Origin of the sequence: Flavobacterium bizetiae, assembly GCF_902804475.1 — a bacterium.
In the GTDB taxonomy this organism is placed as follows: Bacteria; Bacteroidota; Bacteroidia; order Flavobacteriales; family Flavobacteriaceae; genus Flavobacterium; species Flavobacterium bizetiae.
In genome coordinates this window covers 14231-28735 of record NZ_CADCSU010000016.1, presented here as the reverse complement: position 1 = coordinate 28735, position 14505 = coordinate 14231, and the positions used below count along the sequence as shown (strand labels likewise).

Sequence of the window (14505 nt, the reverse complement as noted above, 5' to 3'; positions counted from 1 at the left end):
ATGTGTTCCTTTTAAAACATAATCCACATTAAAAAAATTTTTTAATAATTACTTCGAATTCTTATAATTATTTAAAAATTATAGTAAGTTTGTAAGAGACACGTAATTATAGAAGCGATGAGTTTAAAAGATTTATTAGACAATAGTAAAGATAAAAGTCTTTCCGGCCAAAAGTGGCATATGCTAAGACAATCTATAACGAAACGTTTGCTTTCCGGCGGTAATTCTACAATAGCCGAGTTAAGTACTGAATTACAATCTAGCGTTCCCACGGTAACCAAAGCGGTAAATGAATTATTGACTGAAGGTTACGTGATCGACATGGGAAAAATTACCAATAGCGGCGGACGAAGACCTTCCTTATATAGTATTAACCCAACCTGTGCTTATTTTTTGGGTGTTGAGGTAGGAATCAGCAGCATGTCTATTGGGTTACAAAACATCAAAAATGAATTGGTTAGCGTAGAATTAGGCACTTCTTTCATCTTAGAAAATACCCAGAAATCATTATTAAAATTTTGCGAATTAATCAATTCATTTATCGAAGACAGTTCTGTAGATAAAAAACTAATTGTGGGTGTTTGCATCAACTTTTCTGGCCGAATCAATTCGATGGAAGGTTTTAGTTATAACTATTTCTTTAGTGAAAACAGGCCTTTAAACGAAATCATTTCAGAACAATTAGATCTTCCGGTTCATTTAGAAAACGATACACGCGCAATGGCTTTTGGCGAATATTGCGAAGGCGTAGTAGACGACGAACAGAATATCATTTTTGTGAATTACAGCTGGGGAGTTGCCATTGGGATGATTACAGATGGTAAACTATATTACGGAAAATCAGGATATTCAGGAGAATTTGGTCATAGTACTATTTTTAATAATGATATCATGTGCCAATGTGGAAAACTAGGTTGTCTTGAAACCGAAATTTCAGGCTGGTCGTTAATCAACCAATTTAAAGAAGCCGTAAAAGAGGGAAAACAATCTAAAGTTACCATTGACGAAAGTTCTTCTACACTACAACATACTGCCATAATTGCCGGAGCCGTAAATCTCGAAGACACACTTTGTGTTGATCTGGTGACGCAACAAAGCGAAAAAATGGGACGTTATTTATCTATTTTATTAAATATCTTCAACCCTGATCTACTGGTAATTGGCGGAGATTTCGCACAATTGGGCGACTATGCCTTACTTCCTATTCAATCTGCATTAAAAAAATATTCACTGGGTTTAGTAAACCGTGATATGAAGCTTAAAAAGTCTGCTTTAGGCCGTCGTGCGGGCGTTATTGGCGCTTGTTGTGTCATCAAAGAAAAGATGTTATTCCCTTTAATTAATAACTAAATTTTCCAACCCTTTCTTAATTATTAAAATATTTTAATAACTGATATTGTTATTTTAAAATATTTTATATCTTTACCTCATGATAATAAATTAATTTATCGTTAAAGTTCTGGTAACATTTATTCGCAATGTAAAATTTCATTGTTAAATGACCGACAAAATGACAAACTTATTTACAAATTACTTATAATAAGCAAAATTCATTTTAATCAGCACTTGGCTCAAATATTTATTAAATAGGGAATTCTAAAAAATAAAAAGGCAAACAGTAAAGGAGTAAAAAGAAATCCTCTCTAAAAAAAGTACAATAAAAAGAATACAAGTTTTATATATGAAGTAAAGATTAAAGATCAACTATAATATCAATTCAAACCATTGCATAAAATATTTGTTTTTAGTCATAAAAAAACCAGCGAATGCTTGCAACATTGCTGGCTGGTTCCCTCGCAGGAACAATGACTTGAAAATTAATAAACAGACCTTTAACAAAGTTATTATTAACCAAACCATTACAAAAGTATGAAATTATTGCCTAAAAGTAAACCTATAAATTGTAGGTTTACTCCTAAACACGGAAAAGTTTTAAAACTAACCTCCACGTTGCTTTTAGTTTTTACAATGCAGTTAACCGCTGCGAAAACAGAAAAAAGTACTACACTAACCTATAAAAATCCCTCAAAAAATAAATTTGATCAAAAAAAAGTAACGGGTCAGGTTACGAACGAAAAAGGAGAAGCTTTGCCTGGTGTAAACATTGTGGCTAAAGGAACCAACTTTAGTGCTCAAACAGATTTTGACGGAAAATTTACGATCGATGTACCAGATAATGTAACAACATTAATCGTTTCTTATATAGGTCTTCAGGAACAAGAAGTAACGATTGGAACTTCTCCTCTTAATATTGTTCTTAAAGAAATAGGACAACAAATGAATGAGGTAATTGTAGTAGGATACGGTTCTCAAAACAGAAGAACTTTAAGTACTGCGGTTTCTAAACTGGATAAAAAAGTATTAGAAAATGTACCTTACTCTAACGTAACACAATCTTTGCAAGGAAACGTAACAGGTTTGGTGGTAAAAACCTCTTCTGGTCAACCCGGAAAAGCTTCGAACATCCTGGTTCGTGGAGGTACCTCTATTGATAATCCTGCTGGTGCTACTCCTTTATATATAGTAGATGGTGTTATTCGTACTCAAATTGATGATATTAACTCTCTTGATATTGCTTCGCTTCAGGTTTTAAAAGATGCTGCTGCAACTTCAATCTACGGAGCACGTGCTTCTAATGGTGTTATTATCATTACAACCAATACAGGTAAAGCCGGTAAAATGAAAGTTACTTATAGTGTGTCGACTCAAAGCAGCACAATTGGTAAAAAATACAACTTTATGGATGGCGGAGATTATATCAAATTTCAACGTCAGGGTCTTTATAATGCGGCAGAACTTGCCGGACTTTCTACTACAACAGGTATCGCAAGATTGGGTCAGTTAACGGGTGCAACTCCGGCTGGTACAGGAAATAATCTTCAAAACAATACTGCGTTTGCTACTTTATCAAAATCTAATTTATCAACTGAAACTATTAGTACGCTTCAGGCGAAAGGATGGCAGGAATTACAAGACCCTTTAAATCCTAACAGTACGATTATGTACAAAAGCACAGACTGGAACGATATTTTGTTTCAGACTGCAATGACGCAAAGCCATACACTTGGATTTAGCGGAGGTAATGATACCGGAGTTTTCGATTTAAGTTTAGGATATTTAAAAGGTGATGGTATTACTATATTCACCGGATACCAAAGGTTTACAAGTAAATTGAATGCTTCATTAAAAGTAGCCGACAATTTTACGATTAATGGTCGTATGTTATTTTCTAAAGCAAGCAACAATCAGGTCGTTGCCAATAGTGTTGTTTTCAACCGATATTTAGGAAACTCACCTACTACAAAAATGTATTTAGAAGACGGAACATTGGCTCCGGGTCAAAATAACATTAACGGAAATCCATTGTACCAAATGGGTAAAATGAAAGGAATCAACGAAAACAATAAATTACAAATGAGCGTTGATGGTGAATTAAGACTTGCCAAAGATTTTACCTTTACACCTTCGATGTCGCTTTACAGCGAAAACGAAAATGACAACACTTTTCAGCAGGCATTTTTAAGCGGAAGCAGTGGTTTGGTAGACAATACGCGTACCGCGACACGATTAAGCAATCAAATTTCGCAAGTACAATACGAAGGTGTTTTTGCTTATAAAAAAGACTGGGAAAGCATCGGTAATTTTGATGCCAAATTGGGAGCATCGAAATACGATCGTACTATAAAATCTTTTAATGCATCAGGAAAAGGAAGTCCATCAGACTTGGCGCAGACTTTAGACTCTTCTCCTATTCCGGTTTCGGTTTACAGCAATAATACAAAGTTGGTTTTAAATAGTGTTTTCGGACGTTTAAATTACGATTACAAAAACCGATATTTTGCAACAGCTTCTTTCCGTTATGATGGATCATCAAGTTTAGGACCTGATAACAGATACGGTTTCTTCCCTGGAATTTCTGCGGGATGGAACATGCAGGAAGAAAAATTCTGGACAGCAACAATGCCTAAATTCTTTTCATCACTTAAACTTAGAGGAAGTTATGGTGTAAATGGTAACTTAGGAACTTTAGGAGATTTTCAGGCTGGCGGATTGTATTCAGGATCAACAAATGGTATCGCCAACAGCTACAACGGACAATCGGCAATTATCAACTCACAAATTGCAAATCCGGGTTTAAAATGGGAACAATCTGAAACGGTAAATGGTGGTTTCGATTTAGGTTTTCATGAAGATAAAATCAGAATTATTGGAGATTTCTATAACAAATTAACTTCTGATTTATTAACGAACTTAACGCTTCCTTCTAATAGTGGTTTCTCTACAGTTTTAACCAATCTTGGAGGATTAAGAAGTAAAGGTTTCGAATTAGAAATTCAAGCAAACATTTACAATCAAAACGACTGGAAAATTAATATTGGAGCAAACGTTTCTCATAATACTAACACAATTGAAAAACTTCCATCAAACGGAAATTTAAACAACAGAATTGGCGGAACTGAAATTTTCGATCAAAATAGTGGAACATACCAATATGTTGGAGGCTTACAAGAAGGACAAAAAATTGGAAATTTCTACGCGCACAAACAATTATACATTCTTTCGACTCAGGCAGAAGCAGATGCTTACAACTTAAAAGTTCGTGATACTTATGTAACCAAAACAGCTGTTGGAGGTGGAAATCCAGAAGGTAAAAAATTCGCCGGAGACGCTGTATTCGAAGATACTGACAATAATGGTGTAATCGACAGCAGAGACAGAAAGTATATGGGGAATATGTTCCCAACATTTGTGGGAGGTTTTAATTTTGATGCTTCATACAAAGGATTCTCTTTAACAGTAAGAACAGATTACTCTTTGGGAGCTACAATTTACAACGAAGCAAGAGCACGTTTCTTAGGTCAGTTTCAGGGTAACTACGGATTATTGGCAGAAAGCGGACAATCATGGCAAAAAGAAGGTGACATTACAGATGTACCTCGCTACCGTTGGGCAGATCAAACGAACCAAAATAACTTATTTAGATCAGAAGCTAGTGGAGCTGCTTACAACACCAATATGTTTCAGGGGAATAGCCGTTACTACGAAAGCGGAGATTACTTATGTATTAGAGAAATTACCTTTAGCTACAACTTCCCAAAAGCATGGGTTGAAAAAGCTAAGTTAGCCTCACTTCGTATGTACGTAACCGGAAGTAACTTATACTACTTTACTAAATACAGTGGTTTGAGTCCGGAAGTACAAGGTATCGATGGAGGATCTAGTTTAGGATTATCTGCAGCAGGTTCAACAGGAACTTATCCTGTTCCCAGAAATATTATCCTTGGTTTAAATATCAGTTTGTAAATTTTAATACTAAAATCATGAAAAAGAAATTTCTTCTCTATACACTACTTTTCACTAGTCTTTCTCTATTCAATTCCTGTCAGGATGATTTAGAACTAACTTCTGATAGTATCATTACATCTGATAGTTTTTGGAAAACAGAAGATGATGCCAAAGCTGGCGTAAACGGAATGTATGTAAACTTTAGAATCCAGACACAACAAAATTATTACTTGTTGGGAGGAGCCAGAAGTGCCGAAATTACAGGAGGTGTTCAGTCGCCATTAACATTAGCCAATTATTATAATAACCTGCTTACGCCACAAAATATCGACGTAGACTGGGCTGGATTATATACCGTAATACATTCTGCAAACTTAGTTTTAAAGTATGTACCGCAAATTACTTTTAGTCCAACAACGGTAAACGAGCAAAAACGATACATTGCACAAGCGTATTCAATGCGTGCTTTATGCTACTTTATCATGGCGCGTTCGTGGGGAGGTGTTCCAATTGTAACAGATCCTACTGAAAATGCCAATCAGTCGCAATATATTATTCCACGTAATACAATTGAGGAAACATTTGCTTTCATCAAAAAAGATATCGATGCTGCAATTGCAAGTTTTCCGGATGCTACAAATAACAAAACACAATTAGCGCTTCCGTCAGTTTATGCTTTAAAAGCCGATGTAAATTTATGGACAGCAAAACAATTGGGCGGAGGAACAACAGATTTAAATACTGCTTTGACTGCTATTGATGCCATCGGTACTCCAACTTTATTGCCTAATTTTAAAGATGTTTTTGCTTACGATAAAAAAGCAAATGCTGAGGTTGTATTTGCTGTTCGTTATTCTCTGGCAGATTTACCTTCAAATTTAGCAGACAACTGGAATCAGTTTATGTTTTTAGGTCCAAGTGATTTTGCACCACTAACCTCTGCAACCGCAACTGCAACTTTTGGAACATTAGGAACCGGTGCCGGAAATGCTGGAATATCAAGAGTTCAGCCAGATATTACACGATTTAACTTTGCTGCTACCGATACCAGAAAAGCAGCTACTTATTTAACTTTATACAATGGTGCAGTTCCTGTAGTGACAGGTTTAGTAAAATACAACGGAACCGTAGACGGAACATTAAGACGATTTGTAAGTGATATTATCATTTACCGTTGGGCAGATATTTTATTGATGAAAGCAGAAATCAAAAATGCTTTAGGACAAGATCCAAGTACAGAAATGAATTTGGTAATGAAAAGAGCAGATCCTTCGGCTTCGTTTACAAATGATTCTCCTGCAAACAATGATAATGTGATTTTAAATGAACGTTTGAAAGAATTGGCTTTTGAAGGAAAAGCGTGGTGGGATTTAGTTCGTTTTAATAAAACAAATCTAGTTCCGTCAATGACTGCGGGCAAACAAGTTTTGTTTCCGATTTCTCAAAACACGATCAACTTTAATCCAAAAATTGTTCAAAATCCGCTTAGTAAATAAGATTAAAAATATAGTTTAAAATTAGACTGGGAATCTAAAAATTCTCAGTCTAATTCAACAAAACACACAAACAACAAAAAAACATACTCATGAAAATTGAACATTTACAAGGTCTGATTTCTGCGCCCTTCACTCCTTTTGACAGCAACGGAAAATTAGACGTAAGCTTGATTCCGCCTTACTATGCATTTTTAAAAAGAAACGGAATTACAGGTGCTTTTATTAACGGATCAACAGGCGAAGGAGTTTCTATTACATTAGAAGAGAAAAAAGCCGTAGCACAAGCCTGGGCAGATTGTTCAAACCACGATGCCGATTTTAAAGTAATGGTTTTCCTTGGCGGAACTTGTCTTTCAGATTGTATCGATTTGGCCCAACACGCTTACGAAATTGGTTTGTATGCCGTTTCTCTAACCGGAGCTTTTTATTTTAAACCAAACAATGTAGATACACTTGCCGAAATTTGTATTAAAGTGGGAGAAAGTGTTCCAAATATGCCATTCTATTATTACCATATTCCAGTGTTAACAGGCGTAAACGTTGCCATGTATGATTTGGTAAGAGCATTAGACGGAAAACTTCAAAATTTTGCCGGAGTGAAATATACACACGAAGATTTTATGGATTTCCAAAGTTGTATGAGCTACGAAAACGGAAAATTTGATATGCTTTGGGGACGTGACGAAAATATGTTATCGGCTTTAGTTCTTGGAGCAAAAGGTGCTGTTGGAAGTACGTTTAATTATGCAGCTCCATTGTATTATGATTTAATTGATGCTTTCAATAATAATGATTTGGTTAAAGCGCGTCAGCTTCAGCAAAAATCAATTGATATGATTCGTTTCTTAGGCAAATATGGTGGAATCTCTGTTGGTAAAGCGTATATGAAATTAGTAGGTCATGATTTAGGCGAATTCAGATTACCGGTTAAAAACATGAGCGCAGAACAATTTGAATTATTCAAAAAAGATGTTGCAGGTTTAAATTTTGATGCTTTCAAATCTAAATAAACTCGTTCGTTTTCTCTAAAACAAACCCTATGAATACCTCTTTTTCTTCCTTAATCCTTACTATTTTAATTATGTCTACAACAATTGGTTTTTCGCAAAAAACAAAGATTACAAATGTCGAATGGAAAAAAGCAGAGCAATTGCAAAATGCTGACGGAAGTCTTTCTTTAGGTTTTGCAGGTCCAATAAACGGAATTAGCAATAATGTTTTGATTGTTGCCGGAGGAGCTAATTTTCCCGATAAAATGCCTTGGGAAGGAGGAAAAAAACATTATTCGAACGAAATTCATGTTTTAGAAAAAGCAGGCGATAATTTTCTTTGGAACAAAAAAGCAATACATACATTACCAGAACCAATCGCCTATCCGGGAAATGTAAGCACAAATTCAGGAATCGTTTATGTAGGAGGAGAAAATGAAAACGGACTTTCGAATAAAGCTTATCTTCTAAATTGGAATGCTGATAAAAATGAAGTCGAAACAAAATCATTACCTGATTTCCCAATAGCGATTACCAATATTGCACTTACACATTTAGAAAATATAGTTTACGCTATTGGCGGAGACGAAGCAAAACAATCCTCAGATTTAGTTTTTAGTCTTGATTTGAATGCCGAAAAACCAGAATGGAAGTTGTTGACCAAATTGCCTTTTGCTTTAGCGAATTCAGTTTCGGTAATCCAAAATAATACGATTTATGTTATTGGAGGAAGAACTAAAACTCCATCAGGAATCAGTGATTTACACAACACCACTTTAGCTTTTGATCTAAAAAAACAAATCTGGGAAACTAAAGCCAATATCTCTGACGGAAAACAAACCACCAACTTTTCTGCCGGAGCCGGAGTTGCCATTGGTACTGAATATATTTTAATTCTTGGAGGAGATAACGGAACTACTTTTCATAAAATCGAAACCTACTTATCTCAAATTGCAAGCGCAACATCTGAAGAAGAAAAAGCAAAACTTATCGCCGAAAAAAACATATTAAATACAACGCACAAAGGTTTTTACAACGACATTTTACTATACAACACACACACCAATAAATGGTCAAAAATTGGCGAATTGCCTTTTCTTTCCCAAGTCACAACAACCGCAACGATCTGGAATGATAAAATCGTTTTATCGAATGGAGAAATAAAACCCGGAATTCGTACTCCAGATGTAATGTTGGGAACTATTAAATAATTAATTCAACCGTTTAACCTGACAGGTTTTAAAAACCTGTCAGGTTAAACAAGAATTAAAATAAAATCTGCGCAATCTGCCAAATCTGCGAGAAAAAAAATTAAACACGAATTGCACAAATTATCACGAATTAAAATCATTACAATCTTTTTAATCAGTGGCAAAAAATTTTAAACACATAGAAACATAGGTTCAAAATCAAAGTAAAGGTGATTCTAAAAAAAACACATTTTTTTTCACATAGCGCTATGAGTTTTATTTCTAGTGAAACGCCTTTTCAAGCTATAAAAACTATGTTTCTATGTGTTAAAAAAAATAAGCGATTAAACAAAAAAAAGCATATCAAAATATGAAAAACTCTAAATATTATCCCTGGTTAGTCGTTGCGTTACTCTGGATTGTAGCGTTGCTCAACTATATGGACAGACAAATGCTGGCGACCATGCGACCATCAATGGAAGCCGACATTCCAGAACTGGTTTCGGGCGAAAACTTCGGGCGTTTAATGGCCATTTTCCTTTGGATTTATGCTTTAATGAGTCCCATTTCCGGAATTATCGCCGACAAATTAAACCGAAAATGGTTAATTATTGGTAGTTTATTTGTGTGGTCGGCCGTAACATATGCAATGGGATATGCCACAACATTCAGTCAAATTTACTGGTTAAGAGCCGTTATGGGCGTGAGTGAAGCTTTGTATATTCCGGCAGGATTGTCTTTAATCGCCGATTATCATCAGCAAAAAACAAGATCATTGGCTATTGGTATTCACATGACCGGACTTTATGTAGGATCTGCTTTAGGAGGTTTTGGCGCCACAATCGCAGCAAGATTTTCGTGGCATACTACGTTTCATCATTTTGGTATTGTGGGTATTGTGTATTCAATCGTTTTGGTTTTCTTTTTATACGAGAAAAAAGTATCAACCAAAGTATTTGATCCTGAGTTTAATAAAACCCACGAAAAAGATTCCCTTTTCAAAGGCCTGGCGTTATTGTTTACCAATATTTCATTTTGGGTGATTTTATTTTATTTCGCCATAATCAGTTTACCGGGTTGGGCAACAAAAAACTGGCTCCCTACCCTATTCTCGGACAACTTAAATATTTCAATGGACCAAGCCGGGCCTATAGCCACAATTACAATTTCAGTTTCATCTTTAATAGGCGTTATTTTCGGAGGAATTTTATCTGATAAATGGGTTCAGAAAAACATTAAAGGCCGTGTTTATACCAGCGCCATCGGACTGAGTTTAACCATTCCTGCCTTAATGTTGATAGGTTTTGGACATTCCTTATTTCACGTCGTTGGAGCTGTTTTATGTTTTGGTATCGGTTACGGAATGTTCGATGCGAATAATATGCCTATCATTTGTCAGTTTGTTTCATCAAAACATCGGGCAACCGCTTATGGCGTCCTCAATATGACAGGAGTTGGCTGTGGAGCGTTGGTCACATCATTACTCGGGAAATCAGCAGATTCAGGAACTTTAGGTTTTGGTTTTGCTTTAATGGCCGGAGTTGTCTTGCTTGCTTTGCTCGTTCAGATTAGTTTTCTACGTCCTAAAGTCAATGATTTTGCCGATGCTTAAGATATAAAGTTCATTCCCCTTTTTACAATTTAAGAGTTAGTTGTTTTTTGGTTTTTCAATAAGCCCGGGCGGAGCTATGCGTTCTGCCCAGCTTATAATCGCCACATTTTTAATAATAGTTCTAAGAAAAAATGAGAACAAAAAATCGAAATGTTTTTATAATAATCCTGCTTCTTTCCCTGATTTTTAATCTTGAAATGAAAGCGCAAACAAAAATTGCTTGTATTGGAGATTCGGTTACGGCGGGTTATCTTTTGAATAATCCTTCAACAGAATCGTATCCTTCACAACTTCAGGTTTTGATAGGAAATCAATATGAAGTAAAAAATTTTGGACATAGCGGAGCAACACTTTTAAAGAAAGGAAGTACGCCTTATTTTAAAACCGAAAAATGTGCTGAAGCCATCGCTTATCGTCCGGATATTGCGATTATTCATTTGGGATTAAACGATACAGATCCCAGAAACTGGCCCAATTATAAAGAAGATTTTGATGCCGATTATTCGTGGTTAATAGATACTTTGAAAAAGCAGAATCCGAAAGTTAAAATCTACATCTGCAAAATGACACCGATATTCAACGAACATCCGCGTTTTAAATCGGGAACACGAGATTGGTTCTGGCAAATTCAGGAACATATTTCAGCAATTGCGAAAGCGAATAATGTTGGTTTAATTGATCTTCACGAAAAATTATACGATCGCCCTGATCTTTTTCCAGATGCTTTACATCCCACAAAAGAAGGCGCAACAATTCTCGCACAAACGGTTTACAGTACTATTACACAAGATTTTGGTGGATTAAAATTGTCTCCCGTTTTTAGTGATAATATGGTGCTTCAAAGAAACCAGCCCATTGTAATTTATGGAACTGCCAATGGAGGTGACAAAATCGAAATCACTTTTAATGATAAAAAAGAAATTGCCACCACAAACGAATTCGGAAAATGGAAAGTAATTTTTCCAGCAATGAAATCAGGCGGAACACATCAGATTATTATTGCATCAAAAGAAAAAAATATCATTCTAAAAAATATTCTGATTGGAGATGTTTGGTTTTGCTCCGGACAATCGAATATGGCATTTCCGCTTCAGAAATCAGAAAACGGAATCGATGAGGTTAAAAAAGCGATCAAAAACACCAATCTTCGTTTATTCAATTTTGAAGCCATTGCTGAAACCGACGAAAAAGCCTGGGATTCTATTACTTTAGAAAAAACGAATCATCTACAATTTTTCTCCGGAAAATGGAAAATAAGTGATTCGATAAGTGCCGCAGCTTTTTCGGCTATAGCCTATTATTTCGGAGAAAATATTGCACGTGAAGAAAATGTTCCGATAGGTTTAATACAAGTTGCCGTTGGCGGATCACCCATAGAATCCTGGATTGATCGTTATACTTTAGAACATGATGATAAAGTGGTTGATGTATTAACCAACTGGCGAAAATCAGATTTTATGATGCCGTGGGTAAGATCGCGTGCCGATGAAAACTTAAAAAATGCCAAAAATCCAAAACAACGACATCCTTACGGACCAAGTTATAATTATGAAGCCGGAGTAACTCATTTTACCGATTTCCCTATAAAAGGAATCCTTTGGTATCAGGGCGAAAGTAACGCGCATAACATCGAATTATACGAACATTTAATGCCAGTATTGGTGCAAAGCTGGCGCAAAGCCTGGGGAACTTCCCTACCGTTTTATTATGTTCAATTGTCAGGAACAGATCGTCCGACCTGGCCGTCCTTTAGAGATGCACAAACCAAAATCCAGAAAAATATCCCCAATAGCGGCATGGCGATTAGTATGGATTATGGTGATGCTACAAATGTTCATCCTATTCAAAAAAAGCAGGTTGGAGATCGTCTGGCGCTTCTAGCCTTAAAATATACTTACGGAAAAAACATAATCGCAAACGGACCATCACCAGAAAAAGCAACACAAAAAAGAGATCAAATTCTCATTTCTTTTTCGAATGCAAAACAATTATCGACAGCAAATAAAAAAGAACTAACAGGTTTTGAATTGGTAACCGAAAAAGGAATCAGGATCGAAACTATGGCAACAATATTAAAAAATGAGGTTTCGATTCTGATTCCTAAAGGCGAAAAAATAAAATCTGTTTTATATGCCTGGAAACCGTACACAACAGCCAATCTGGTAAATGAAGCGAATTTGCCGTGTTCGACTTTTCAAATGGATTTAAGTAATAAAAAATAAAACACAGATTTCACGAATTAGCACTAATTAAAATCTTAAAAATCATTTTTCTTGAATTGCCTCCAGCTTCAGCTGGAAATTGAAAAATGTACAACAAATATGGCTTTAGCCAAAAACAACGCGGTGAATTTTGGCTAAAGCCAATCTCTACTTCATTTTAATACTACAGCTGAAGCTGTAGCCTATTCAGGAATAAAAAGACATGATCTGCGTGCCAAAAAAAAGCACGGATTAAAATCATAATAATCTTTTTATTCCGATAGCTATCGGGAGTGGCAAAAAAATAAAAAATCAACACTTAGTAAAACTAAGTCAAAAACATATCTAAAATGAGTTATTCAAATACTGATCTAATACAACTAAAAGATTTTTATCAGCATCAATTATTACAGGATACCGTGCCTTTTTGGTTTCCGCAATCTATAGACACCATTCACGGCGGTTATTTATTAATGCGCGATCAAAATGGCAATTTAATCGACGATGATAAATCGGTTTGGTTTCAAGGCAGAACAGCATGGTTGTTATCGACACTTTATAATACGATTGAGCCAAAACAAGAGTGGCTTGACGGAGCTAAATCCGGAATCGACTTCATCAATCAGCATTGTTTTGATACTGACGGAAGAATGTTTTTTCACGTAACCCGCAACGGAAATCCGATTCGTAAACGTCGCTATTATTTCTCTGAAACCTTTGCAACTATTGCGATGAGCGCTTACGCGAAAGCTAGCGGAGACGAAATAATTGCAGAACAAGCACGCCATTTATTTGGAGAATGTATCAAATATTCGAGCACGCCGGGATTATTAGAACCTAAATACACCAATGAACGTCCGTCGAAAGGAATTGGCTCTCCGATGATTATGATCAATACCGCGCAACAAGTGAGAGAAACAATCGGAGATCCACGCTGCGACGAATGGATCACTAAATGGATTGCCGAAATCGAACGTGATTTTGTAAAAAACGACATCAAATGTGTGATGGAACAAGTGGCTCCAAATGGCGATATCATTGATCATATCGACGGAAGAACATTAAATCCGGGGCATGCCATTGAAGGCGCATGGTTCATTTTACACGAAGCAAAATACAGAAATAATGATCCGCATTTAATCGAATTAGGCTGTAAAATGCTGGATTACATGTGGGAACGCGGTTGGGATAAAGAACATGGCGGAATTTTATATTTCTGCGATGTTTACGGAAAACCAGTTCAGGAATATTGGCAGGATATGAAATTCTGGTGGCCACATAACGAAGTGATTATCGCAACATTATTGGCGTATACCATGACTGGAAACGAAAAATATGCAAAATGGCATAAAATGATTCATGATTATGCGTACAGTAAATTTCACGATAAAGAAAACGGAGAATGGTTTGGATACCTGCACAGAGACGGAAGTGTGGCGCAAACTGCAAAAGGAAATCTGTACAAAGGTCCATTTCATTTACCGCGACAAGAATGGTATTGCACACAAATATTAAACGAATATCTTGAGAAAACAGTCCAACATGAAAACCAAAGTTTGTAAATAAATGTTGTGATTAATGTACCATTAGGCACAACAGGTCGGTAGAAAAATTGTGTTCAATTTATGTATTGTACCGTTAGGGACAAAATATCGGTAGAAAATTATGTACAATTTATTTATTGTGCCGTTAGGCACAATTGGTCGGTAGAAAAAAGTTAGATTCAAGATC

Annotated in this window: 8 protein-coding genes; all 8 read left to right on the top strand. The window is 35.8% G+C overall.

Features of this window, described 5'->3' with window-relative positions; all coding sequences use genetic code 11:
• Window positions 1–117 precede the first annotated feature (117 nt).
• Window positions 118–1350 carry an ROK family transcriptional regulator gene (locus tag FLACOL7796_RS00310; protein WP_173968656.1) on the top strand — a complete coding sequence of 411 codons (1233 nt, stop codon included), beginning with the start codon at window positions 118–120 and terminating at the stop codon, window positions 1348–1350.
• A gap of 519 nt (window positions 1351–1869) precedes the next feature.
• The gene (locus FLACOL7796_RS00305) at window positions 1870–5304 is read left to right on the top strand and encodes a SusC/RagA family TonB-linked outer membrane protein (protein ID WP_173968654.1); all 3435 of its coding nucleotides are present in this window, start codon (window positions 1870–1872) and stop codon (window positions 5302–5304) included.
• A 17-nt stretch (window positions 5305–5321) separates the two neighbouring features.
• Window positions 5322–6782: a RagB/SusD family nutrient uptake outer membrane protein gene (locus FLACOL7796_RS00300; RefSeq protein WP_173968653.1), complete on the top strand. Its 1461-nt coding sequence runs from the start codon at window positions 5322–5324 to the stop codon at window positions 6780–6782.
• Between the two features lie 89 nt (window positions 6783–6871).
• A complete protein-coding gene (locus tag FLACOL7796_RS00295) occupies window positions 6872–7792 on the top strand; it encodes a dihydrodipicolinate synthase family protein (protein WP_173968651.1) in 921 nt (306 codons plus the stop codon).
• Window positions 7793–7821: 29 nt separating this feature from the next.
• Window positions 7822–8982: a galactose oxidase gene (locus FLACOL7796_RS00290; protein WP_173968650.1), complete on the top strand. Its 1161-nt coding sequence runs from the start codon at window positions 7822–7824 to the stop codon at window positions 8980–8982.
• 349 nt (window positions 8983–9331) lie between these two features.
• A complete protein-coding gene (locus FLACOL7796_RS00285) occupies window positions 9332–10573 on the top strand; it encodes an MFS transporter (protein ID WP_173968647.1) in 1242 nt (413 codons plus the stop codon).
• A gap of 131 nt (window positions 10574–10704) precedes the next feature.
• Entirely contained in the window at window positions 10705–12795 is a 2091-nt protein-coding gene (locus tag FLACOL7796_RS00280) for a GDSL-type esterase/lipase family protein (protein WP_173968646.1), read from the top strand.
• 329 nt (window positions 12796–13124) lie between these two features.
• Window positions 13125–14336: an AGE family epimerase/isomerase gene (locus tag FLACOL7796_RS00275; protein ID WP_173968644.1), complete on the top strand. Its 1212-nt coding sequence runs from the start codon at window positions 13125–13127 to the stop codon at window positions 14334–14336.
• Window positions 14337–14505 lie beyond the last annotated feature (169 nt).